This window comes from Capilliphycus salinus ALCB114379 (assembly GCF_047276495.1).
GTDB classification, from domain to species: domain Bacteria; phylum Cyanobacteriota; class Cyanobacteriia; order Cyanobacteriales; family Microcoleaceae; genus Capilliphycus; species Capilliphycus salinus.
The window spans coordinates 4,542,513-4,568,917 of sequence record NZ_CP178543.1; the positions used below are offsets into that span (position 1 = coordinate 4,542,513).

Below are 26,405 nucleotides of genomic sequence, written 5' to 3' on the forward strand. Positions count from 1 at the left end.
CAAGAACATTCGGATTACTCAAAAACAGTTATCTGAAAGCGTTATTTTCTCGTTCTGATAGAGTATCAAGATACATTTGGGTCAATTTCATCATTTTTTCAAACTCAAAGTTTTCAGTGAGATGCTGTAAGCTAACCGCCAGAGAGGAATATTCAGGCGGAATTTGTTTGATTAACTTTTCGACAGTTGTATGTTGACAGGTGATTGAAGCTTGATAGAGTTTAACAACCCAATTTTGCGGCATTACAGCCAGATTTTCTACCGTCAGATTGGGTTCAACACCGAATGCCTTATCATTGGGAAACTGATGGTTATCTTGACTGGAAATGTAAACAATACCCAGATGTTCTGACATTTTCTCAAACAGAGTTTCTATTTCAAACGGTTTGCTGATATAATCATTACAGCCCGCAGCAAAGGCTTGGGTCTGTTCGTTCCGAGATGCTTGGGCAGTTAGGGCGATAATTACCGTTGACTGTGGACTGTTAATTTTCGACTGTCGGTTCTGCTCTTGGGCGCGAATTTGCTTCGTGGTTTCATAGCCATCCATTCCCGGCATTCGCACATCCATCCAAATCAGATGGGGATGCCAATTCTGCCAAACAAAGAGCGCTTGCTCACCCGATGCCGCTTCTTTGACCTCCAGTCCGACTTCTTCTAACAACTTCACTAACAGCAGTCGATTTTCGACTTGATCATCAACAACCAAAATTCGATAAACCCGTTGGTTGGGGGCGAGTCCGATAATTTTTTGCTTGGGCTGCTGAGGTTGTACACTGCTTTTTGTTGTAATTTGAACGGGAATACTAAACGCAAAAGTGCTACCTTTTCCAACTTCGCTATTAACCGTAATTTCACCGCCCATCAAATTAACTAACCGCCGACTAATTGTAAGTCCCAGTCCCGTTCCTTCCTGGGCTTTTCGACCTGCTGATGCTTGGGAAAAAGCCTCAAAAATCTGGTTCATCTCAAGAGAAGAAATGCCGCTTCCCGTGTCTTCCACCTCAAAATTTAAAGAAATAACATCGGACTGAGGAGAGTCCCGAACGTTAAAACATACTCGCCAAGTTACTTTTCCGCTTTGGGTAAACTTAATGGCATTGCCAATTAAATTAATTAAAACCTGCTGTAACTTTTGAGAATCGACAATAATATATTGCGGCACTTGGGGGAAAATTTCTAGGTAAACTTCTAAGTCCTGATTTTTAACCCGCTGACTAAACGTGGCGTGTAAAGACTCAAGAAGATCGAACAGGTTTATCGGTTGATTTTCTAAGGTGAGTTTTCCGGCTTCTATTTTTGAAAGGTCGAGAATTTCATTAATTAACTTCAAAAGATAGCTGCCACTGTTGTGAATAATTTTGATATATTTTTGGTAATCGGGGTTGAGAGTTGTATCTCTATTCATCAATTGGGTAAATCCCAAAATCGCATTTAAAGGCGTGCGGAGTTCGTGGCTCATATTTGCCAAAAAAGCACTTTTAGACTGGTTTGCCGTTTCTGCGGCTTCTTTAGCCTGTTGAAGTTCAAGTTGTGCTTGTTTGCGATCGGTAATATCAACCGAAATCACGGTCACATTCCAGCACCGCTGCATCGGGTCCCAACAGGAATTATTCGTTTGCGAAATCCAACGTAGACTGCCATCTTTGTGATGCAACCGATATTCATAAGTACCCGATTTTTCGGCAAAAATGTCGGCGAAGATCTGGGCTTGAATCGCTTCCCAATCTTCCGGAACAATTCGACTTGTCCACAGGTCATTGTCAGAGATTAATTCGTCAGCCGTGTAACCGGAGAGAAATTCCACTCCCGCTGAAACCTGCTCAATTTGCCAGGTGCTATCTTTAAACACTCGCAAACTGCTAATTGCCGCGATCGCACTGTTGAGAATATACCGGGTTTTGGCTTCAGATTCTTGCAGTGTCAATTCAAGCTGTTTGCGCTCGGTAATGTCTCTAGCGGCTCCATAAATCAACGTTCCGACTGGGAATGATCGCCATTCAATCCATCGGTAAGAACCATCTTGACAGCGATAACGATTTACAAAGTTAATACTGATGTTCTGATTGGCGAGAACTTGAATTTCATTGAGGGTACTTTCTAAATCCTCTGGATGAACCCAATCGAGGAATCGGCTGTTCTCCAATTCTTGCAGACTGTAACCCAAGGTCTTTTCCCACTGTTGGTTGAGGCGATGGAAATAGCCATTTGTATCGGCAATACAAAGTAAATCGAGAGCAACGGAGAAAAAGCGATCAAGTTCTTCCGTTTTAGCTTGTAATGCCTGTTCTGCTGCAAAGCGATCGCTGACATCCTGTACCAAAGACAAAACGGAAACTATATCTCCCCGTTCATCGAGAAGAATGGAGTTGTACCACTCGCAATAAACAATCGATCCATCTTTGTGATAGTTGCGATTGTGAGAAACCCGACTAACCCCTTCGAGTAATTGAGCCGTAACCTGATGAACATCATCCCAATCCTCCTCAAAGATAAATTGCCAATCGTCCATCTTTTTACCGATCACTTCTTCTGCTGTCCAGCCAAATATTTTCTCCGCTTGTTTAGACCAAGTTTGAACTCGAAATTCTCGATCCCAGCGAATCGTTCCCAAAGGAGAATTTTCAACATGATAAGTTAATTCTTGCAGGGCTTTTTGTAGCGCGATTTCTGCCCGCTTGCGATCGCTAATCTCCAATACAACCCCATGCCAAGCCATCTCACCATTTTTGCGTTTTTCCGCTCTAGAATTGGCTTGAATCCACTTCATTGTCCCCGAAGGTGTGATAATCCGCCATTCGTGTTTGAACGGTTTCCCGGTTTCTATACTTTCTTTTACGGCTTGTTGATAACCAACTCGATCGTCGGGATGAATTTGGTTAAAAGTAATACTGGCATCTTGGCGAACTTCGGCTACGCTAATTTCGTGAATGTCTTCAAAAGCCTGACTTACATATTCGTAGCACACCGGGCCGGTCGGATATTCAATCACAGTGTAAATCACTCCGGGGGAAGCGGCCGCTAACTGTTGAAATCGTTCTTGATTTTGGCGTAAAGCTTCTTGAGTCTGAATGCGATCGCTAATATCCTGAATCACCCCATGCCACGCGATCGCCCCATTGCGGCGCCGCTCCGGTTTCGAGGTGGCCTGTAACCATTTCAGTTGGCCTGTGGGGGTAACAATTCGCCACTCGTGAGAGAACAACTCCAAAGATTCGGCACTGCGAGTCCGGGCGGCCAGATAACCCGGGCGATCGTCGGGGTGGATCTGGTCAATCACCAAATTAGCATTTTCCAGCGCTTGTGCTGGGGTGAGTTCATGGATGGTTTCTACCGCCGAACTCACATACTCGTACCAAAGACGACCATCGGGTTCGAGAACCAGAGTATAAATTGAACTCGGGGATTGACGGCTATATTGTTGCAGCCATTGTTCAGTTTTGCGAAGCTGTTCTTCCATCTGTTTGCGATCGCTAATATCGCGAATCACCACAATCACAGCATCCTGTCCTTGCAGGTTGCAGACGGTTGCCGACAGCAGCACAATCTTAATCTCGCCCCAGCTTGTGGGAGTTGTAACTTCGAGATTATCAACATAGCCTTGGGTTTCCAGCAGATGTCTAAACTGCCCTCGTTCCTCACAATTGACCCATAAACCCACTTCCGAAGCCGTTCGCCCAATGATTTGGGAGCGGGAATAGCCATAAAACTCGATCATCCGGTTGTTGACTTCCAAAAATCGTCCTTCGGTCCGGTTGGTAATGGCGATCGGGTCGGGGATAGTCCGAAACACGGTTGTAAACTTTTCTTCTGACTCTTGTAAGGCATTTTGAAGGCGATGGAAGGATTCTTCTAAGCGATCGGCCATCTGGTTGAAAGAGAGCGCCAATCCTTTGACTTCCGCAACGGGACTATCGGCCGGCAATCGTTGGGTCAAGTTTCCCGATGCGAGTTCCTGACTGACCCGGTTGAGTCGGGCGATGCGAAAAGTAAATCGATGGGCAATTCCTAGTCCGGCTGCGATCGCCAATCCCAATGTTAGCAAGCAGAGTAAAACCGTTGTGCGGGTATTGCGGTGAATTTCTGCCATAAAATCCGACTCGGGAATCACGGTGATAATCAGCCAATCCAACCCGTATTCATCTTGATAGGGCGAAATATTTAAAAAGTAGCGATCGCCATCCCTATGAAAATTCAGGGCTTGGGCTGATTTTACCCCTGCCAAATTCTCAAATTTTTCCACAAGATACTTATAGGAATCTTGAATCGCCCGGTTGGAAATTTCTGAGGGGTCCCGGCGCCGAAATTCCACCATTCCGGGTCTGCCGATACTCTTGATCTGGATTTCGCCGGATGCAGAGTAAGGAGTTTCGGAGGTTGAGTCGGCAATCAGCAAACCGTTGCGTTCGATAATATACACCTCTCCCGACTTCCCCACCTCCAAACGACGGAGAAAGTCACCCAGTTGATTGAGGCTAATATTAACCGCAAACACCCCCAACAATTGCTGAGATTTGTCGTATAAGGGGGCGTAAGCATTGAGCGCCAGGTGATCGGTACTGCCGATTTGAAACGGACTGGTCCAACCGGGTTTTCCGGTTTCCACCGCCCGACGATACCATTCGCGATCGCGCACGTCTATATTTGTGATCTTTTCCAAATAGCGCATCAAGTCCCCCGCTTGATTAATGCTGTAGATCTTGAGGGTGGACGGGTTCGAGGGCTGCGAGAAAGAGGCTTCATAGGGCAATTCTTCGGGTTTTAGATAGGTGTTTACCCCGTAGTCTGTCGGACTGACGCGGTGGCTGATCCGAAAATCTCCTTGAGGATTTCCAAACAATAGCGTTGTCAGGTCTTCGGTTTGCTGATGTTGTAGAATCAGATAGCGATGAAGCCGATCGAGGTTTTGCAGATCGATCGCTCCGGATGCGATCGCGGCGATTTGAAGTTGATTGAACTCGTGAGCCTTCTGCAAATAGCGATCGAGTTCCTGATTGACTTGCTGTCCGGTATTTTTCATCAGTTGATCGGCGAGGTTTTCGACCGCCTGCCGTCCGGTGCGGTAAGATAGATACCCGACTAATGTCACCGCTCCGACGGTTTGCAAGACAAAGGGAACCACTAACGCCCACCACAGCGGGATAGTTTTCCTGCCTTTTTTCTGAAAAGGCCGCATCAGAAATCTGAATTTCATCAGTTATCTATTTTCGGGGTATGTTTCTACGCTAACCCGATTTCGTCCTTCTGCTTTTGCCTTGTAGAGTGCCTGATCCGCGATTTTAATTAAAGTCTCTACAGATTTACTCTCACAAGGAATAAGGCTGGCAACACCCAAACTCAGGGTAACGTGCTGACAGGGAGGGGTGGGTAGATCAGTAATGGTCACTTGTTCGACTGCCAAGCGGATTGTCTCTGCGATTTGAGACGCCCCGCTTATGTCAGTTTTGGGTAGCAGTATAATAAATTCTTCTCCGCCATAGCGAGCAACCAGATCGCAGGGTCGTTTAATTATTCGTTCGATGGTTTGGGCGACTTTTTGTAGACAGCGATCGCCGGCCAGATGACCGCACAAATCGTTATATTGTTTAAAGTGGTCTACATCTGCCAAAATCAAGGACAAGGGCAATTTATCCCTGGCTAATGCCTTCCACTGTTGGTCTAGGTATTGATCGAAGTGACGGCGATTGGCAATTTGGGTCAGTCCGTCCAATGTTGCCAGACGTTGGAGTTCATCGTTGGCTTGTTCTAAAGCTTCAATTAAGGCTTGGCGCTGCTTTTCTAAACTGCGAATTTTCAATTGATGCTTGACCCTGACTAAGACTTCTTCCAACTGAAACGGTTTGGTAATATAATCGGCCCCACCCACTTGAAACGCTTGCACTTTGTCGAGAGGCTGATCGAGCGCACTTAAGAAAATTACGGGGATTTCACAGGTTAGAGAATTGGCTTTTAAGCGCTGACAAACCTCGAATCCATTCATTTCTGGCATCCGAATATCCAACAAGATCAAATCGGGAGGATCTGCCTGCACTGCGATCAGGGCCATCGCACCACTTTTGACACAACGCACGTTATACCCGACCTGGGTAAGGGCATCAAATAAGATGTGTAGATTACCAGGAGTATCATCAACGACAAGAATCGCTCCCGATCTCGATTCTGAAAGGGCTATTGATGAATCGAAGTTCATCTTGTTTTCAACCTGCATAAAAGGCATAATATCACAATTGAGTCAACGTATTTTACAAAAATATATTAACGAGTTGGATGGAAATCTTTTCAACCCTCAATTATTTGATCAATACTAGATTAACTGACTTTTATATAAAATACACCCGCTCTGCGCCGTCCTAGCTACCATCATAACGGCTCTCCGGTTCTTTTTTGACAATTAGAATCAATTAATATTGAATAGAAATCCCCCCGTTCAGTTGAAAGCAGATGAACGGGTCGGTCTGATCTGAAAGACTTAAATATTGGCGTGAAAATGATTAATGGGGAGGTGGGGAAAAAGATGTGTGGGATGATTTTCTGTATTTTATATTACAAACTGCTCTGCCCATAGAAGTTTCTGCAATGAATGCGGAAAAGTCTACGAAGAAAATCGCAGCTATCAGAAAGCACTCATATGATATCCGGTTGATTAATGCGTCTTATGGGGGCGGGGCGGGTTTAACTCAATCTCGGAGTGGTGGCCCTCGATCTTCGACGGAACCCGCCCCTACCGATACGCTGATTGATTAGTCGGATATCATATAATTATCCATTATCAATTATCAATTATCAATTATTGAAAGGCGTATTTTTGGCGGACATTGCAGTTTCGTTTTTCGGTGTTTATCCTGTAAAAATAAATAAAATTTCCGGGAAAAATCACAGATGTTTCCCGAGACTCATAAAAATATTAAACGTCAAAATTTTACAGTTTTATCCAACAAAAAAAGATTGAAAGCCCTCTGGATTTAGTCGTTAAAGTCATGGGTGTTATGGGTGCGGGGCGGTTTGAACTCAATCTCTCAGTAGTAGTAAAAATCGCAGTCGAACCCGCCCCTTTGAGCGGATGATTGATTAGTCGGATATCATATGATTAAACCCGATTCAACCCGAGTTAAAACTTTTAAAAAATTCGCGGCTTTCTATAAAACTATTGAACCCTAGATAAAACAACCGCAACCCATACCGCCGATCCATCCAGAAAAACCACTGGCAGAGTTCAGCAACGACGCGGATAAATTATTGCTAATTTTACTGTTTAAACTGGCGGGAAGACAGCAGCCAACATGGGTCGATAAATGGGTCGATAACGAGATTTGATTTGATTTTTGTTGTGAATACTGTTCGCCCCCGTAATAAGCAACCGGAGACCAATCAGGACTCACGGGTAACGGAGGAGGCGCGAGATTACTAAACTCTTGATCTGCATAAACAGTCTGACCGCCAACAATTGTTAAAACCGATTCTAATCCGCGAATTTCTTCTTCTGGAATGGAGAAATAATCGGCAGAAAGAACCGCCAAATCCGCCAATTGACCGGGAACAATTGCCCCTTTTTCGCCAACAGTTGAGGTAAACCAATCCGCATTGGCGGTATACAATCTTAACGCTTCCATGCGGTCAAAACGGTTATTTTCGGAATACAATGTTGTGCCGCCAACGGTCTTCCCGCTTACCAACCAATACAAACCCACCCAGGGATTATAACTGGCGACTCGGGTGCCGTCCGTTCCCCCACCGACGGGAATTTCCATCTCCAACATTTTCTGAATGGGCGGGGTGCGTTCGGTGGCTTCTTTTCCGTAACGTTTGAGGAAATTTTCCCCTTGAAATGCCATCCGGTGTTGAACGGCTATTCCGCCCCCCAAGGTTTTAATTCGTTCTAAATTGGCGTCGGAAATGGTTTCGCAGTGGTCTAATAACCAGTGAATTCCAGTTAAGGGAATCTCTCGATTTACGGATTCAATCACATTCAAAAAACGAGTAATTGATTCATCGTAGGTGGCATGAAGGCGAAACGGCCACTGATTTTCTGCCAACAAACCAATTACTTTTTTTAGGTCTTCTTCCATCGTCTGCGGCAGGTCGGGACGGGGTTCGGTAAAGTCTTCAAAATCGGCAGCGGAATAGACCAACATTTCCCCGGCGCCGTTGTTGCGATAAAAGTCGTCACCCTGGCCGGGTTTGGTGATTTTAACCCACCGTTCAAAGTCTTCGAGTTCCTGCCCGGGCCGCTGGGTGAACAGGTTGTAAGCAATGCGAACCGTCAGCAAACCCCGACTGTGGAGTTGTTCAATAATTTGATAATCGTCGGGGAAATTTTGGCCGCCGCCCCCCGCATCGATGACGCTGGTAATCCCCAGGCGGTTCATTTCTCGCATATATTGGCGGGAGGAGTTGATCTGATCTTCGGGGCTGAGAAGCGGCCCCCTGGCGATGCTGGCGTAGAGAATGCCGGCGTTGGGTTGGGCGATCAGCAGTCCGGTGGGGTTGCCGCTGCGATCGCGTTGAATGGTGGCGCCTGGGGGTTCGGGGGTGTTTTTGGTAAAGCCCAAGGCCCGGACTGCGGCCCGGTTGAGGAGGGCGCGATCGTAGAGGTGGAGGACGAAAACGGGAACGTCGGGGGAAACGGCGTTAATTTCTTCGAGGGTGGGCATCCGGCGTTCGGCAAATTGAAATTCTGACCATCCGCCGATCACCCGCACCCACTGGGGCGCCGGGGTGCGTGCCGCCTGTTCTTTGAGCATTCGCAGCGCATCGGCGAGTGACGGTACCCCATCCCACCGCAATTCCATATTGTAGTTGAGGCCGCCGCGAATCAGGTGGGTGTGGGTGTCGTTGATGCCGGGAATGGCGGTTCTTCCCCCGAGATCGATAATTTGGGTATTGTCGCCTTTGTAAGCGATGATTTCTTTGTCGGTTCCGGTGGCAATAAATCGACCGTTCGCGATCGCTACGGCCTCAACAAAAGAACGATTTTCATCTTGGGTGGCAATGCGACCATTGATTACAATTAAATCGGCATTTGTTGGCTCGTTTGCCGTTTGTTGGTTCCGGCGACAGGAGCTTAAAAAATAAGTGGAAAGTCCCGAAGCAACGGCCAGTTTTATAAATTCTCGTCTGGGCAATCGACTTTTGTTAAACATAGTTCGCTTGAAGGTTTGAGGGTACAATTGGAGAGCGTTGGAAATTATCAGCGAGAACGTTTACATGAAGTTTTGCGCTTTTTTAAATTGTAAAACGTTTGGCGTGCAAAAGCAATGGAAATTTTGTAGATAGGTGAGGAAAATTTATAAATTTGATCAAAGATTTGATTTCCAAATCTACTCCGATGTTACCCTTGGTATAGTTGTTGGGTGTAGGTTAGTTTTAGGATCAAAAAAAATCGCCTCTCAAATTAATGAGACTGCGACCGTTGTAAAATCTATCCCGAAAAAAATATTCTTTTAGTTTCGGGGTTTGATCGAAAGTTTAGAATTGGCGATTTTTCACCGAGGATCGCTTCTTTTTGAGAAGGAATAAACTCCCCAAAGCCAACAAACCGATGCCGGTAGCCGGTTCGGGAACTTTTTCAATTTTAATGCGGGCCAGTTGATAGTTCGGCTGAGTAAAATCTGCGTTAGGAAATGCAGTTAAAATATTACCCCCCGGAATAAAACCCGGATGAGGTGAAACGACTCCATTTTCATTAATTCCGGTGTTTGGTGCGGCTTGGGCGAGTGCTGCGGTATTTTCAGGAACTTCGTCATTGACTTCGGTTCCCGCATCTCCAATTTGAGCGCCCGTTATGATGAAGTCGGCTCCCAAAAAGTTACCTTCCTCATCAAAAATTTCAACGGCAAAGGGATTTTCGTTGCCAAAAAAAGCATCATTACTGGGGAGAATCATCGCCGCATAGCTAAAATAACGGCTTGCTGTCGGATCGTCAATTTTAAAGGTTGAAGATACGCGATCGCCGGGAAAAAAGTCACTAAAAGAGCCGGTTAAACCCAAAATTGTGCCTTCAGTTCCGACCGTACCGTTGTCTAAAAAAGTGCTGCTGAGAGTGTTTTGGAAGGCACCTGTGGGTTCTGTAATGGCATCTTCTGCCAAGCGTTCTAATAATTCGGGTGCGGTTTCGCCATCATTAAAAATGTCAAAATTGCCATCGTGAAAACCAACCCAAGTCCGCGAGAAAAATACACCTTCTTCGGGGCCAATATTCTCAATTGTTACTTTGAGAGTTGCTGCGGTGGTAGCAGATGCCCAAACGGTGGAACTGACAGCGATCGCCAGTGTTAGGAAAGATGTTTTGAGAGAATTGAGGTAAATGGAAGTCGCTTTAGGTTTCATGTTGCTTATGAATAATGGTTGTTTGCACCCAATGGTTATCCAAGAATTTTCAGGAGGTTTTATCGTTCATCCTTTCAGGAGATAGTTTACAGCTTGCTCGAAAAATATGTCGTGTTTTTTCCTACCGAAATGGCTTGATTTAGATCAAGCAACAAAAAATTTTTGTAGGGTTATCGTATTCTTTGAACGGGTAATTAGTCCTTCCGCTTCCAATCGCAATAAAGCTCTTGATAGCGTTTCTGGGGTAAAGCCTAACTCGGCAGCGATTTCTTTCAAAGGTTGATCAAAGGTTATAACTTTAGAGTTATTGGAACGAGCCAGGTAATGTAAGTATTTGAGCAAGCGTTGATGAGCAGAGCGAATATTTTGCAACTCCAAACGGAATTTAAGATGATGATTTTTTTTGATCAACATCTTAATTAAATTCTCGAATAAAACTGGATAATCGTGCAAGCTGGATAATAATAGCGTTTTGGGATAAATAATAACTTCTGAAGTTATTTCTGAAATTGCCGTACAAGAATAAACTTCGGAAAATAAAGCGGTTTCACCCAAACAATCGCCGGCTTTGGCGAAATTCAGCAAAATGCCATGATTGGGATTGCTAAACCGAATAACTTTGAAGCGTCCAGTTTGAACGACAAAGAAAAAAGATGCGGAATTTCCTTGCCAAAAAAGTTTCTGTTCGCCAACTAACTTTTTGATTTTTACTGCCTTTTTTAAATCGGGGGGAAGGCTATCAATATTTAATAGATTCACGATTGCTTCTTCCGTTTGTAAATTAGAGAGTTCGTCGAACTGCCAACATTGTAATATCATCAAACTGTTCGGCGATGCCCGTATGGTGTTGAACGCTATCGGAAATATCTTGTACCAAATTTTCGGCAGAATTATTATTTTTTTGCAAAATAGAGAGCAACTTTTCTCCGGTAAAAAATGAACCATCTACCGCTCTGGCTTCGGGAACACCATCGGTATATCCGATTAAAATTTCTCCCGGTTTAATGTAAGTTTGAGCGAGATTAAATTTCAGATCGGGCAACATCCCAACAGCCGGCCCGGTGGAGGTGAGCGACTCTCGAATTCCGGCTTCTGAATTGAGAATATACAGGGGTTCGTGTCCGGCATTGATATAAGTTAATAAACCCGTACAGGGGCATAAAACCCCAAAGAAAAGGGTGGCAAACATTCCCAAATCTCCGTGATATTCGGCAACATAATTATTAGCTAAACAAACCGCTTGCAGGGCGTTTAAGTGAGTCAAATTCATCGAAGTTGATTCGCCAATCCAACCGTTAATGGGTTGGTGATCGTCGAGAATTTTTGAGGGAGAACCTCTGAGTTTTGTTTGGGCTGAAAATATCCGAATTAAACTCCGAAATAAAGCCATAAATAACGCCGCCCCGACGCCTTTATCGCAGACATCGGCAATCACCAAACCGACGGAACCTTCGGGAAATTCAAACACATCATAAAAGTCTCCGGCGACTTGTCGGGCGGGTTGAAAAAAGGCGGCAATTTCCCATCCTGATTTCTGTAAAAGTTCTGGTGGAAGGAAGTTTCTTTGAATTTCTCGACCTGTTTCGAGTTCTTTATTTAAGGCTTGAGAATAGGCCTCAACTTGAGTTAAACTTTCTTGTAATGCGGCTTCTGCTTTTTTGCGATCGCTGATGGCTTGTGTGATTTTCTGAAACATGAGATTAAAATCAAGAATTACATCTCCCAACTCGTCCGGGCGGTTATTTTTCATCGAACAAAAATCGGGCGGGTCGAGGTCTTTTTTGATGGCATCCCCGGCTTTAATTAAATCTTTTCTCAGGTCTAAAATTGGGGTAATGACTAGGGGATTTAAAGCGACCCAAACGCCGAGAGTGACAAACAGAGAGATAATTAAAACTAGCCCGATAATTCGCAAAATAAAAGCACTTAATTCTTGATCGACCGTCGAAACATCGTGGCGAAAGATCAGGATATAATCTTGCATCATGCTACTCGGAGTCCAAGCCGCATCAAAGCGATTCCCATCGAACAACATGATGGGTTCTTGTTGACTGACTTGGGTGTAAGATAGCTTGGGTTTTTCTCCAAAAGTTCCAATAACTTTCCCGCTAGAAGCTTGATAAAGTACGCCTCCGACAATTCGATGGGTCAGTTTTCCCATCAAGTGAATCGGTTGATCTTCTAGGGTTTTAATACGTCTAAAAAATTTTGATTCGGAATCGTTGGGGGGAATAGTTCGGATGAGAACTTTAACCTGTCCCGCCGAAACTTCTTCAATTTGATTGAAAAATTCTTGTCTGCGGCGAATGACGGAGGGAATGAGTACAATCCCTTCAATGATGACAATACTCGCAAAGACAACCATGACAACTCGGCGAGATAAACGGGCTTGGGATAGAGAAAAATATCTGAACATTTTCGGCTAATTTATGCTATAATTATTGCTGTTAACGGGTTGATTATTGCGGTCGATTCATCACCAAAATATTTCGATTTGTATTATGAATTCGCTGATAGAGAAATTCATCGACGTTTTCGCGAGCCAGATAAATTCCCAGTCCGCCCAAAGCACGTTCTTCTAGGGGTTTATCTAAGTTTTCGGGATGCTGATGAGCGGTTGGATCGAAAGGAGTTCCGGTATCTTCGAGATAAATTGTTAAGGTGTGTTCGTCAAGATTTGCCCTAATTTTAATCGTTCCTTCTTGGTTTCCATTTTGGTAGCCATGAAGGATAATATTGGTAGCAATTTCATCAACGGCGAGACGAAGTTTTGAGGCTTTTTTTCCCAAGTTCGCACGTTTGGAAGCGCAGAGAACATACTGAGCAATTTTATCGAGATATTCTAAAGTTCCGGGGACGACTAGAGGTTCCATTTTGAATTTGCTAAAATTAGCCAAATAAAGCTTGAAATTTTGATGAATGAATTTGGGTTGATACCATTTCTTTCTAATCATGCAACTTTTTCCGCTCCCCTTATCTCCCCCACCCCCCTTTTTAAGGGGGGATCAAGGGGGGATTAAAGGGAGGATTGGGGAAATTTAGGCGGATTCTAGTTTGTCAGTTTCGTATTCATCCAACAGAATAACGCTGTGATGAAATCCGGTTTTTTCCAGGGTTTCTTTGACGCTATCTTGAACCCCAACCAGATAAATATCAACCGTTTTCCCCATTTTTTGTTTCGCAAAAATTAGGACTCTCAGCCCCGCACTTGCCATATATTCCAAATCTTTCATGACCAAAACTAACCGTTGCAAATTTTGACGGGCGGCTTCTTCAATTTTGGCTTTAAATTCCGGGGCTGCGTTCGCGTCAAGTTCTCCCGATAGGGTAATTTTTGCCGAGGTTTCAAGGGTTTCTAGAGTTGCTGTAAAAGCCATAGTTTTCTCCGGGTTTTAGGGTTGCAAACGTGATAATTTTGAGGTAAAATAGAGGGTAAATTGGGGCAAAATTGAGGTAAAAATTACCGAGAAACAAGAATGACAACACTGCGATCGCCGACCAATAATCCCGATTGATTTTCTAATTTCGGTTCGGTTCCGGGTTCCCAAGAATCTTCCGGGGGCTGACATCCGGTATTGACAAAAACGCACCATTTTTTATGGGCGGGAAGTTGAGGAAGTTCAAACCAATGGCTTTTCCAGTGCATATTCATCGCAACATAAATATCGCCATCTTCAACGCTTCCCCGTCTGGCGTGTTTTCCGCACAGCATAAAGGCTAAAATACGGCTTTCATTTGACCAGTCCGCATTCCAAGCTTGGGTGCCGTGCCAGGTAATATCCGCGTAGCCGCTACCCAGATAATCTTGATTTTGCAAATGGTGGGAATTTCTCAAAACCGGGTGTTTGTGGCGAAAAGCAATGCAGTTTTTGACAAATTGAAACAAGCTCGAATTTGATTCTAGCAAATTCCAATTCATCCAACTGAGTTCGTTGTCGTGGCAATAGGTGTTATTGTTGCCATTTTGAGAACGTCCGATTTCATCCCCCATCAATAACATTGGCGTTCCCTGACTGACGAGCAAAATTGCAATGGCATTTCGCATTTGTCGCCGTCTGAGTTGATTAATTTCGTCGTTTTCCGTCCAACCTTCCGCCCCACAATTCCAGCTATAATTATCATTTGCGCCGTCGTTATTGTACTCGCCATTGGCATAGTTATGTTTGGAATTGTAAGAAACCAAATCCGCCAAAGTGAAGCCATCGTGACAGGTAATAAAATTAATTGAAGTCGCCGGACTTCGACCCGAAAAAGCGTAGAGATCGGGAGAACCTTGTAAGCGTTGTGCCATCTCTCCAACAATGCCAGAATCACCTTTTAAAAACTTACGAATGCAGTCGCGATATTGGCCATTCCACTCGGCCCAGCGCCCAAAAGCGGGAAACGATCCAACCTGATATAATCCCCCCGCATCCCAGGCTTCGGCGATCAATTTACACTTAGCCAAAATCGGATCAAATGCCAGAGTTTCTAATAGCGGGGGATTCGTTAGCGGCGCACCCCAAGGATCTCGTCCGAGAATAGAAGCTAAATCAAATCTAAACCCATCAATATGATATTCGCTCGCCCAATATCGCAGGCAATCTAACACCATATTTCTGACAATTGGATTATTACAATTAAGCGTATTTCCGCACCCGCTAAAGTTAAAATAATATCCCTCGGGCGTCAACATATAGTAGGTTTTGTTATCGAGTCCCCGATAGGAAATATAGGGGCCTTTTTCGTTGCCTTCTGCGGTATGGTTGAAGACAACATCGAGAATGACTTCGATACCATTTTTGTGCAGTTCTTTCACCAAACTTTTGAACTCATCCACCTGCATTCCCAACCGACCCGTTGCGGCATAACCGGCTTTGGGCGCGAAAAAACCGACGGTACTATAGCCCCAATAATTCATCAGCATCTCGCCGGTTTCGGGGTGGGGGCGGGAATTTTCAAACTCATCAAACTCATAAATTGGCATTAGTTCAATGGCGTTTATTCCGAGTTCTTTGAGATAAGGAATTTTATCCCGAATTCCGGCAAAAGTTCCCCGATGTTTCTCTTTGACGGCCGAAGACGGATGGCGAGTAAAGCCGCGAACATGGGCTTCATAAATAATTAAATCTTCTGCGGTAATTTCTAGGGGTTTATCATCTTCCCAGTCAAAATCATCAAAGGCAATTCTCGCCCGGTGGTGGTAGATATCATCCCAGTTAGGAGGAGTTCCCCAAATATCGCGACCTCCGATTATTTTTGCATAAGGATCGAGAAGGATTTTCTGTTTGTTAAACCAGTGACCCTCCTGGGGGTTAAACGGCCCGTCCATCCGATAGCCATACTCCAGATTTTCATAGTCTAAATCAAACACAACCATGCTGTAAACATGACCGATTCTAAATTCTTCGGGAAAGGGGATTTCTGCGAAGGGTTCGGCGCCGTGTTTTTCAAATAAAACTAATGTGCAGGCGGTGGCGTGGGAGGAAAAAATAGAGAAATTCACGCCTCCGGGTACTAAAGTCGCGCCAAAGGGAAAAGGTTTTCCCCGTCGAAGTTTAAAGTTATCGTAAGTATGGGTGGGATGAATATCGATGCGTTCAATCTTCATCTGTTGGCTTTCGTTTGTGGTATTAATCATGGTTTTTGGGCGATTATTTTAACGCTTTGATTCCGGCTTCTAGGCTATCAAAGGTTTTAAAAAAGTCCAGAAATCCGGTAATTGACATGGTATCTTGCAGGTCTTCCGACAGTCCAACGAGGGCAATTTTGGCATCTTTGGCGGTTGCAGTTCGGTACAAAGACAGTAACATTCTTAAGCCAGCACTGGACATATATTCAACCCGACTCATATCAATTAAAATTTGGCTTTCTGGTTTCACCAATGACAGAACGTTTTGAGTGATATCGGGGGCGGTTTTGGTGTCAATATCTCCCGCCAATTCGATAACGTTTACCGCGTCTATTTGTTGGGTGTTAATGTTCATGGTTGGTTTCTCCTGTTCGGGGTTTTAGTTGGGAACAATTTGCACTTTGACTTTGACCCGTTCTTTGCTTTTGGGAAGTTTAACGGTGAGGTTGTGGGCATCAAAATCGGTGTGGGGTTCGCCGTCTATTTCCACCGAACCTATTTTAATGCTACCTGCGGGAAGAATATCCGGTGAAACGCGCAGGATATTATCAGGAAATCCGCCGGGAATGGGTTTAAAATAGAAGTTCATCGGCTGTTTTGTCACCAGTAAATTGGTGTAAACCGCAGCCAAATAGCACAGTTCAATGGAGTGATAACCGCTCATGGAATGGGACCCTTTCCCCCGTTCATTTCCGCTGGCTAAAAACGGGATTCCATTGGCTAAAACGTTGAAATAAACGCCCCCATCTTCCACATCTAAAAACCAAGCATTGTAGAAGGCGGCGGCTTCTCGGGCATGGCGATGATAGGTTGATTTTTTCAAGGTTCCTGCTAAAATATAGTAAGCAAGAATTGACTGTTCTTGTTGCCACCAAGCCTTGCGGTCGTGCCAAACAAAACGATGATATTTTTCGCCTTTTTTTAAGATTCTTTCAACAACATCGTACCAACCCCCCCGCTGGCGATCGCTTCCCACTTCGGGCATTATTTCAGCGATTTTTGTCGCCAATTCGACATATTCATCCTTGTCTTTGAGGGAATTCATTCGCATTAAATTCCAGGCAATTTTGAGGTTGTGACCGACAACCGCCCGATTTTGTTGCCATCCCCAAGTTGTATCGTGAGACCAGTCTTCAAAAAATCGTTCTTGCACAAACGGACTGCGTTCGTAATCGGGAAATCTTTTGACAATTGTATCGAAAGTATACTCCAACATTTTCGCATATTTGGGTTCGCCCGTCGCCAACCAAAGGTTAATCAAATAAGCGGGAGCATGATCGCCAACGGAGTTCCAATTTTTCGTGCCTTTATTTCGTCCCAAAGCTTCACTTTTCGGGTCTAACGTTACCGGATCTAAGTGCGAAAAATAACCGCCATATTCGCTTTTATCGAGGAAGAAATCATCAAACAGTTTAATGGTTAATTCTGCATCTTCTCGAATTTGCGGGTCGCCGGTGATGCGATAAGTTTGAACGGGGCCGGCTAAAGCATAAATTTGTTCGTAGGCGGGAATTGCATCATAATCATCCCCAAATTCTGAGGTAAAAATTTTAAATTCTCGCTCGCCTTGAACGTCAATTCCATGATACCAATAAACAATTTTATGATCAAGGTCGAGAAATCTCATGTGTTCTCGCAGATATTGAACGCCTTCTTCTGCCGCTTCCAAAAATCGATCTTCACCGGTTAACATAAAAGCGCTGGCAAACCCGTAGACCAAACGGGAAATGGTATCGGTTTCTTGACTAAAATTAACCTCGGAACGAATTCCCGACAAGTTGAGAAAAGTTCGGTATCGGCGATAGTTAATTTCCCCGTCTCCAAACTGGGCTTTCAAGTAAAAGTTCGCCAGAGAACGGGCTTGATCGACCCACCAATTGGGTTTTTCAAAGATATAATCATCGGCTGTTCGTCCGACAAAAACAATAGATTTTACATCAAATAAAGGACTATCCGGGTAAAACACTCCGTAAGCATATAAATAGCGTCCGGGGACTAACATTGAACGCATGGTTCCGGTTGCATCCGGGTAGGCTTCATCCAAATTTTGAATCAATTTCGCATAGGTCATAAAACTCAATTTGGCGTGAATTTCTCGCTCATCGGATGTTTTTATCCCGAATTTATCCTGTTCGGAATCAAAATAGGTGATGTATCCGGCGACTAAATCGGAAGTTGGAAAACTGACCGCATTCATGGTTAAAATATCCTCCCAATTGTTACTGTGGTTTGAAGTGTTGGTTTGGGTAGGCCGAACCTACCCGGTGATTTTTATCAAGTTGCTGAAACCGCCGCTTTCTGATTTAATTCTTGTAAGAAAACCCGCATAAATTCTTCAACAACGCCGGGATGTCGCCCGGTGATTAAGTTCCCATCAATATAAGTTGTGGCGGTTTCTCCGTTTTCGTAGATGATGGTTGCTCCCGCATTTTCAACATCACAAATAATATTGTGGGCGCAGGTAACTTTTCTGTTTTTCATCAGTTCGGGGTCGGCACAAAACAGCCACAAACTATGACAAATTGTACCGATTTTTAGATGATTTATATCCATTTCTTGAACGGCTTTCCGAAGAAATTCAACCGCCGGAGATTGATTTTTTTGACCCGGTTTGACTTTAACTTGATACCGCAGCCGATCCATTGCATAGCCTCCAATGAGGATAATTCCCCGATAATCGGAGGGTTTAATATCGTTAAAATCAATACTGACGGTAACGGTTTCTTCGTGGTCGTTTCCCTTAAAAGTTAGGCTATTTTGTCCCCAAAGGTTTGAAACATATTCGACATCGTAGCCGTTTTCAGGAAAAAATTCGTTGAATCTTCGATATTCGGTTTCGTCAAAATGTTCTTCAACGATAACCGCTATTTTTCCTTTTTTTTCTGTGGTCATTTTGCCAAAAATCCTGATAGATGTTAACTCTAAATTTCGAGGTTTTGTTGGGCGTATGCCATACGCCCCTACGTTAGGTTTAACCTAAAATTTCGTTCAGCATTCCAAAGCAACCGGCGGCTTTATTGAAGCCCGCATAAACGCACATAAACAGCAATAATTCTTCAATTTCTTCGCGGGTTGCGCCTTGCTGCATTGCCATCTTTACGTGAGCGCCAAAGGGATTTCCCGGCCCTGTTTGGTCTTGATTAACAACATCAATTGCAATAGTAATCAAGGCTTTTGTTTTCTGATCAATTAACGGAAGTCCCCAAGCTTCCCCCGCAACCCGAGTACAAAAATCTCCGAATTTGGGGTTAATACTGTTCAAACCCGCTTGCAAATTTTGGTCATCGAGAACCGCATTTTTAAACGCTTTATTGTCAGTCATGGTTAGGCTACCTTGATAAGTTTTAACAGATTTTCGGGTGCAAAAACGTCCCGATAAAAGGTTAATTGTTCGGTTTTGAGATAACAGCCTCCCCGGTGTCCGCGACGAACCCAAGTTACATTTCCTTTGGCGATAGTTTCGTTGGTTTCGTTGTCCAAACATTTCCATTCAAAAAAGGTATGTTCGGCGTAAAACATGACAATAGGCCACACCATTGTAACGCCGGGTTGAGCAATTAACGCCCACCAATGTTGTTCCCGTTCTTGTTGTTGTTCCAAGCCTCTATAGGGGCCGTCTTGACAAAAATAAACGAGATCTTCTCGATATTCATCGGTGAGAATATCGCCCCGTCCCTGTCTCAAAGCTTCGCAGTGAGTCGGCCACCATTCTTTATTTTCTTTCTCGATTTGTTCGAGGGTGTAATCTTCATTAATTTCGGGTAAGGTGGCTTCTTTCTTGCTGACAATTTTCTCGCCGAGTTCGATGAGTTGCCGTTTCATGTCTTCGGAAATTAATCCGGGTCTAGAATAGTCTGCCGATAGTTCTTTGTAGTAGTTAACTCGCATCATTTCAATTTTCCTCGCGTTCATATTTCTAGAATATTCGCTCAAATTAGAGATGCCAATGGAAAAAGTTTAAGTCCCAGTGGAAAAAGTTTTGATATTGAAGCAAAAAAAAGACACCTAATATGTCTTATCAATAATATTTTTGTCGGGGCGGGTTCTGCCTAGATCTCTGTTTCCAATCAATAATTTAGATAAACCCGCCCTACACCACAACAAAATTAATCAAGCGAACAGAGCATAAATTCTGTCCGTTCAATCAATAATATTTTTGTCGGGGCGGGTTCTGCCTAGATCTCTGTCTACGAGCAAAAGTTTAGATAAAGCCGCCCTACGCCACAACAGAATTAATCAACTGATTTCAGTTAACAGTAAGGGGAGTTTATAGAGGTTCTTGATGGGATACGCAGATTTTTACTGAACCCGCCCCTACAACATATATCGCCCATAATAGAGTTAGTTTTGTCTTGGCTGAAAGGAAAAAATCAGAAATATTTAGTCGATGCTGGGTACAAAATTTAACGCCTGACCATTCAAATTTGGAAATTCAATAAAAACATCAATAAACTCTCCCGTTATCCCATCAAAACGAACGACACTTCCGGTTCCGGTACTGCTAACATAAAAATGATTATCAGGACCAAAACCCATTCCTCTCGGCGCTTCTAATAAAGCTTCTCCCCCTTCATCAACTCCCGCATTTAACACATTTAATAATGTGCCATCGTCAATATCATAAACCCGAACGGTTCCGGTTGCCTCATCGCTTCCAAAGGGAAATTCACTGCTAACATAAAGATTGCCATCCAATCCATTAATAACATCTAAAGGACTAAGTTCGGGGTCATTTACAAAGTTAGAATTGATTAACTCTCCGGTCAAACCATCATATTGATTAATTGAACCGCCCCCGGTTCCCGTTGCGGGATCTGCACCATTTCCCAAATAAAAATTTCCGTCCGAACCAAACACGAAACCCCGGGGAAAATCAACAGCCTCCGAGGGGATAAATTCATCAATAAATTCCCCCGTTTCTCCGTTAAATCGTAAAATAGCTCCCAGCGATCGCGCACCAACATAATAATTTTCATCAGGTCCGAAAACTGCACCCCCTCCGTTTAAGTTGGGAAACTCAATAAAGCTATTAATAAAGCTGCCATCACTGGCTTGAAACCGCAAAACATTATCGTCGCCGCTATTAATTAAAACCGTTGATTGGTCGGGAGGTTCTAACACAATATCTCGGGGATCTGTAAGTCCTCCTCCAATGGGAAATTCTCCAATAAATCGCCCGGTTAGCCCGTCAAACCGCAACGCCGCACTATTACCATTGTTGGCGGCACTGGTAACAACAATATCAAATTGAGTTCCAATAAAATCTTGAGCAAAAGTCCGACGTTCATCGATGCCAAATTCAACAAAATGCTGAAACGGAGTCAGGTCTAAATTATTTTCAAGTGCTTCGCCAAGGTCTTGATTTTCCAGCAAATAAGTTGTAGTAATAAACTGGGGATTGGGATTTCGTCCTTCAAACTGACCGAATTGGATAAAGTGTTCAACTGCGGTTAATCGACCTTGTTCAACCGCCTCAGCAACGCCGGGATTTGTTTCCAAATAAAATTGATGATCGAAGAATAAACTGGGGTTTCGTCCTTCAATTTGACCGAACTGGAGATAGTGGTCTAGGCTATTTAAAATAATACCCCGACTTAAAGCATCATCGACATCTGGATTTGTTTCTAAGTAAAAGTTTTCGTCAAAAAGGTCAACTAGATTTAGCATAGCTTGAAGTTGGGGATTGATTGAGTTGAAGTGAATTAAAGTCCGTAGGTCAATTTCTCGATATCATAAATTCTGACATCCGCATCTTCGGCTAATAGTTCTGAAATTTCTTTAATTAGCGGGGTAATATAAGGTTGTTGAAGATGTTCCTTTAGGGCGTCTCGGTCTTGCCATTCTTCAAAATAGAGAAAGCAATTTGAATCTTCAATATCTTCGTAAAGGAAATAACTAATATTTCCGGGTTCTTTGGGGGTTTGTTCGAGTCCGGGTTTGGCGAGTTCTAAAAATCGTTCCCGTTTTTCGGGCTTGATTTTGTAGCGTCCGGCTAAAACCAATGTGATTTTTTGGCTAGAATTGGCTGAATTCATGGTAAACTATTTTAAGGTTTGTAGTAACAATTGAAATGAGAGATTTTCGGTTTAAGATGCCGCTTGACGCTGACTATTTCTCCAACTTTGAGGGGATTGATGATGGAATTGGGTAAACTGTTTAATAAAATGTCCGGGGTCGGAATAGCCGACGGCTTCCCCAATTTTCCGAACAGAGAAATTACTGGAAATTAACAGATAACGCGCCTGAAACATTCGCCGTTGCACTATCCACTGATAAAGCGTTTTTCCCGTTAACCGACGCACCAAACTGGTGAGGTAAGCCGCCGAATAATTGAAGGTTTTGGCAATTTTATTCAAGCTGATAGACCGATGATAATTTGCTTCAATAAATTCAAAGATTGGGTTCAGTTGCTGATGCTTTGGAAAGGCAAAAATTGAATGTTCTTGACTTTTTTGGGGATTTTGTGGTAAATTCTTGTCAAGTGAGATGATGGCTCTTGGTGTACCTTCTCCCCGAACCTGAACCGATGAAATGGGGAATGCAAGGCTAGAGTCTGCCGAAACGGGACTCAAAACCCACGGCTGCGGCAAACGGGATTGCAAACCCTGGCAGTTAGCCTCAGTCGCTTCGCTTCCGACCATCCGATAAACTTCCCCGATTCTGCGCTGAAGCTGGCTTTCCAACGCTTCCACCTGGGCTAGAGATTGACGCAGGGCGACGAGTTCATCGAGAAGTTGCGCTTTTGTCTTGGCCTGATTGTTCATGGCGATTTCAGATGTACCACTCTGTATAACAGCCTAAGCGCAACTTTTGGCGATGTCTGTCGGAAAAGATCGGAAAAGATCGGATCTTGACGTCGGATTAATATTCTTCGCAAAATTCAAAATCCCGAACCGACACGTTGGGGTTGGTTTGCAGGTAATCCCCGACCCAATCGCACCCTTGGGCAATCAATTCTTCTACAGTTAAATCAACTTTTAAATTCCAAAAAATCACCTGTCCGCTAGCATCCGACGACACCAAAGTTTGACCATCGTGGCTAAAATTCACATCCCGAACCGCCGACATATGACCCCGCAAAATTTGCAATCTTTCCCCCCTTAAACTCCACAATTTTACCATACCATCGCGATAAGCCAAAGCAATTTTTTCGCCATCCGCACTGAAGCCAACCCCGGTAATTAAACCGTCAAAAGTTTGAAAAGAACTTAATTCCTCACCCGCCAAATTCCACCGTTTGACCATGCCATCTTGGGAAACCGAAATTACCTCTTGGCTGTCGGGGCTAAAATTCACCCCAATCACCCAATCCGAATGACCCGAAAACGTTTGTAAAAGTTCGCCATTCACCGTCCAAAGTTTAACAGTTTTGTCTTCGCTTCCCGAAACCAAAAACTGAGAATTCGGACTAAAACTCACAGTAAAAACCCCCGCTTGATGTCCGGTCAAAGTTTTAATTAATTCCCCTTCAATACTCCATATTTTAACAGTTTTATCTTCACCAACCGATGCTATTTTATCACCTTTTGGACTAAAAACAACATCCCAAACCGCCGCCTGATGTCCTTCAAACTGGCGCAGTTCTTCCCCGTCAATACTCCAAAGTTTAACCGTTTTTCCCCAGGTTGCCGTCGCCAACATTGAACCGTCCGGACTAAAACTCACGCTTCTAACCGTCGAATCAAAATTCCGCAAAGTTCGTAACCTTCGACCCATGCGACTCCACAATTTTACCGTCATATCCATGCTTGCCGTTGCCAATATTTTATCATCTTGACTCAACTCAACACTCCTAACTGCGGTATCATCACTTCGCAGAATTTGAACCCGATTACTTTCAATTTGCCACAATTTTACCGTGCGGTCTTCCCCACCCGTTGCCAATATTCCATCCTCACTCAAACTTAATCCCCAAACTGCATCATTATGTTTAAATTGAATCGGAAGTTCTTCTCCATCCAAATTCCACAATTTAACCGTTGTATCCCAACTCGCCGTTGCCAAAGTTTGGCTATCCGGCGTAAAACGAACTCGAAAAATTGCCGCTTGGTGGGCGGAAAATGTTTTTAATAATTCCCCCTCGCGACTCCACAATTTTACCTCACCATTTCGACTTCCACTGGCGAGGGTTTTACCATCACGAGAAAAACTCACCGTAAACACCCAATCTTGATGACCTTTAAGCGTGCGAATCAGGCGACCATCGGGGGTCCAAAGTTTAACAGTACCATCCCGTCCTGCGGTTGCAAACACGCTATTATCGGGACTAAAACTAATATCAAAAACCCCTCCCGTGTGACCCGTAAGCGTTTTTATCAGTTCCCCTTCCAGCGTCCAAAGTTTCACGGTACCATCCCAACTCGCCGTTGCAATTTCTCGCGAATTCGGACAAAAAACCGCGTCAACCACCCAAGCTTGATGACCCCGCAAAGTTTTTAATAATTTTCCATCGCGACTCCAAAGTTTGGCGGTTTCGTCTCGACTGGCGCTAATTAAAGTTTGACCGTCGAAACTATAATTAACACTCCAAACCGAATCTTGATGACCCCGCAACGTGTGCAGAAGTTCGCCGTTTCTTCCCCATAATTTAATCGTTCCATCCCGTCCCCCGCTAGCAATTTGTTGATTATCGGGGCTAAAACTTACACTCATCACCGAATCTTCGTGTCCTTCCAAACGGTTTTTTTCCCTCACCCAATCTAGGGTTTGTTGCAAGTTGGTTTTTACGTGAGTTTTCAGGTCTATATTGTTGTTCGCCCAAGGATTTTTTCTCAGGGAATTAGCGGCTTTTAAACTTTCTAACAATGCCTCAAAATTTTGGTTGGCTTTAAATAAAGCTTCCGAAGAAAGAGTTAAAGCCGAAATTTGATTTTCTATGGCTTGTCGCTTTTGTTGGGTGGCTTGAAATGCGAGAAAAGCGGCGAGTCCGAGTAAGGCGACGGCGAGAATTGAAATGCTTCCCAATCCCACCAATCCCCGTTGAATCGTTCGCTTGGCTTTTTGTTGGGCTTCCGATAAAATTTGGTTGGCTTTTTGGGCGGTATTTAAAGCATTTTGTACCTGTTTTTTCTCGGATTCTTGACTCGCGGCGAGAAACCGATAATCGATGTCGCTCAAGCTTTTTCCTCTCGCCCAATCTTGGGCATCTTCTAAGGCATTTCCCCGCAACAAACGGGATTCGTCTTGAGAATTTGATTCTATCCAAGCGCAAATTGCTTCCGAATAAGGCCGCCGTTTTGCCAGTTCTTTATCTATCCAAACTTGATTAAAAACGGCTTCATAAATGCGATTGTAAACCCTCAGTTTTCCCTGCTGTTTCACCACCAAACCCGATAACAGCAAGTCAATTTGTTCGCCGCTATCGTCGGCTAAAATACTCCCCTGCTGCAAGATTTTTTGATAGAGTCCCAACAGTCTCCCGGCGCGTTGTTCGTTCATTAACAAACGGTTGCGAATAGTTTTCAGGTGTTCGGGTTCGTCTTGAGATTCCCAATTTTCAAGAATATTTTTTTGAACAATTGCCGCAATTTTTGCTTTCCGAAATATTTGTTGAGTCGATTTTGAGGGTTTGGATGTTGTCTCGGGAAAACTGGGGGTTGATGGGGGATTGAGAACCGATGAAAGCTTTTCTACTTCGGGGCGTTCCCACTCTCCCCGTTCCGCATATTCTAACACCAGTTTGCAGAGTTTTTGGGTTAGAAAAGGTTGTCCTCCCGTCCAATCTAAAATAATATTCAGGACGGCTTTGGGATTCTTAATTTTTCCCTCCAATCCCTTCGCTAAGGGTTGGGCTTCCCGAAATTGAAAGCCGTGCAGTTCAATCGCTTTGCCAATATTAAACGGGGTGCGATTTCGGTCTTGAATTAAATTTGAAGGGGTTGCAACCCCAAACAACGCGAAGGTTAAACGGTTGTAAATTGGGTTTTCCGCCCGTTGGTTGTAACAGTACCGAATCACCGCAAAAAAATCGTCAATGGAAAAGTTTAAACTTAAAATACTGTCAATTTCATCGACAAAAATAAATATTTTTTGGCTTTCAATCTCCGCCAGAATCACTTCTTCAATAAAACGGCTTAATCGCTGTACCGGAGAAATTCCTTCCTGTTCTCCCCACCAACTTTTAAAATTAACAATCCCCAAAAGGTTGAACCCCCGCCACAGTTCGGAAGCAATGCCTTTATACCACTGTTCTGCGGTTGTATTTTCGCTACCAATACTGGTAATATCAATCGCCGCACAACAAAATTCCTCCTGTTGAAGTCGGTGTTTTATTCTGACTCTCAGGGAAGATTTTCCCATCTGTCGGGAGTTAAAAACATAACAAAATTCCCCCCGAATTAAACTTTCATAAAGTTCGCTGTCGGCTTCTCGTTCAACATAACTTGGGTCCGTAACTTTCAGACTTCCGCCAACTTGATATCTATAATTTTTCATCGTTATTTTAACAGGATAGAAGTTAAATAATGGT

General features: G+C 43.9%; 18 protein-coding genes. All 18 read right to left on the reverse strand.

Features of this window, described 5'->3' with window-relative positions:
* Positions 1-28: 28 nt before the first annotated feature.
* Positions 29-5,194, reverse strand: a complete 5,166-nt coding sequence (locus ACL6C3_RS18375) for a PAS domain S-box protein (RefSeq protein ID WP_413160482.1) — start codon at positions 5,192-5,194, stop codon at positions 29-31.
* 3 nt (positions 5,195-5,197) lie between these two features.
* On the reverse strand, positions 5,198-6,190 hold the full coding sequence (locus ACL6C3_RS18380) for a diguanylate cyclase (protein ID WP_413160483.1): 993 nt from the start codon (positions 6,188-6,190) through the stop codon (positions 5,198-5,200).
* A gap of 964 nt (positions 6,191-7,154) precedes the next feature.
* Entirely contained in the window at positions 7,155-9,140 is a 1,986-nt protein-coding gene (locus tag ACL6C3_RS18385) for an amidohydrolase (RefSeq protein WP_413160484.1), read from the reverse strand.
* A gap of 325 nt (positions 9,141-9,465) precedes the next feature.
* Positions 9,466-10,326: a spondin domain-containing protein gene (locus ACL6C3_RS18390; RefSeq protein WP_413160485.1), complete on the reverse strand. Its 861-nt coding sequence runs from the start codon at positions 10,324-10,326 to the stop codon at positions 9,466-9,468.
* A gap of 144 nt (positions 10,327-10,470) precedes the next feature.
* On the reverse strand, positions 10,471-11,145 hold the full coding sequence (locus tag ACL6C3_RS18395; protein WP_413160486.1) for a Crp/Fnr family transcriptional regulator: 675 nt from the start codon (positions 11,143-11,145) through the stop codon (positions 10,471-10,473).
* Complete coding sequence (locus tag ACL6C3_RS18400) at positions 11,108-12,742, reverse strand: PP2C family protein-serine/threonine phosphatase (RefSeq protein ID WP_413160487.1); 1,635 nt, start codon at positions 12,740-12,742, stop codon at positions 11,108-11,110. The genes ACL6C3_RS18395 and ACL6C3_RS18400 overlap by 38 nt, the downstream gene beginning before the upstream one ends.
* 43 nt (positions 12,743-12,785) lie before the next feature.
* A complete protein-coding gene (locus ACL6C3_RS18405; RefSeq protein ID WP_413160488.1) occupies positions 12,786-13,199 on the reverse strand; it encodes an ATP-binding protein in 414 nt (137 codons plus the stop codon).
* 165 nt (positions 13,200-13,364) lie between these two features.
* The gene (locus ACL6C3_RS18410) at positions 13,365-13,703 is read right to left on the reverse strand and encodes an anti-sigma factor antagonist (protein WP_413160489.1); all 339 of its coding nucleotides are present in this window, start codon (positions 13,701-13,703) and stop codon (positions 13,365-13,367) included.
* A gap of 83 nt (positions 13,704-13,786) precedes the next feature.
* Entirely contained in the window at positions 13,787-15,946 is a 2,160-nt protein-coding gene (gene glgX, locus ACL6C3_RS18415; RefSeq protein ID WP_413160490.1) for a glycogen debranching protein GlgX, read from the reverse strand.
* 13 nt (positions 15,947-15,959) lie between these two features.
* Positions 15,960-16,292, reverse strand: coding sequence for an STAS domain-containing protein (locus ACL6C3_RS18420; RefSeq protein WP_413160491.1), 333 nt, complete (start codon positions 16,290-16,292; stop codon positions 15,960-15,962).
* 24 nt (positions 16,293-16,316) lie between these two features.
* Positions 16,317-18,134: an AGE family epimerase/isomerase gene (locus ACL6C3_RS18425; protein WP_413160492.1), complete on the reverse strand. Its 1,818-nt coding sequence runs from the start codon at positions 18,132-18,134 to the stop codon at positions 16,317-16,319.
* 77 nt (positions 18,135-18,211) lie between these two features.
* A complete protein-coding gene (locus ACL6C3_RS18430) occupies positions 18,212-18,829 on the reverse strand; it encodes a DJ-1/PfpI family protein (RefSeq protein ID WP_413160493.1) in 618 nt (205 codons plus the stop codon).
* Positions 18,830-18,908: 79 nt separating this feature from the next.
* On the reverse strand, positions 18,909-19,259 hold the full coding sequence (locus tag ACL6C3_RS18435; protein ID WP_413160494.1) for a carboxymuconolactone decarboxylase family protein: 351 nt from the start codon (positions 19,257-19,259) through the stop codon (positions 18,909-18,911).
* A gap of 2 nt (positions 19,260-19,261) precedes the next feature.
* Positions 19,262-19,828, reverse strand: a complete 567-nt coding sequence (locus tag ACL6C3_RS18440) for a hypothetical protein (protein ID WP_413160495.1) — start codon at positions 19,826-19,828, stop codon at positions 19,262-19,264.
* A 489-nt stretch (positions 19,829-20,317) separates the two neighbouring features.
* Positions 20,318-21,604, reverse strand: coding sequence for a hypothetical protein (locus ACL6C3_RS18445; protein ID WP_413160496.1), 1,287 nt, complete (start codon positions 21,602-21,604; stop codon positions 20,318-20,320).
* Between the two features lie 35 nt (positions 21,605-21,639).
* Entirely contained in the window at positions 21,640-21,972 is a 333-nt protein-coding gene (locus tag ACL6C3_RS18450; protein ID WP_413160497.1) for a putative quinol monooxygenase, read from the reverse strand.
* A 51-nt stretch (positions 21,973-22,023) separates the two neighbouring features.
* On the reverse strand, positions 22,024-22,701 hold the full coding sequence (locus tag ACL6C3_RS18455) for a helix-turn-helix domain-containing protein (protein WP_413160498.1): 678 nt from the start codon (positions 22,699-22,701) through the stop codon (positions 22,024-22,026).
* Between the two features lie 97 nt (positions 22,702-22,798).
* Positions 22,799-26,371 (reverse strand): AAA-like domain-containing protein, encoded by a 3,573-nt coding sequence (locus ACL6C3_RS18460; protein WP_413160499.1) that lies wholly within the window; start codon positions 26,369-26,371, stop codon positions 22,799-22,801.
* Positions 26,372-26,405 lie beyond the last annotated feature (34 nt).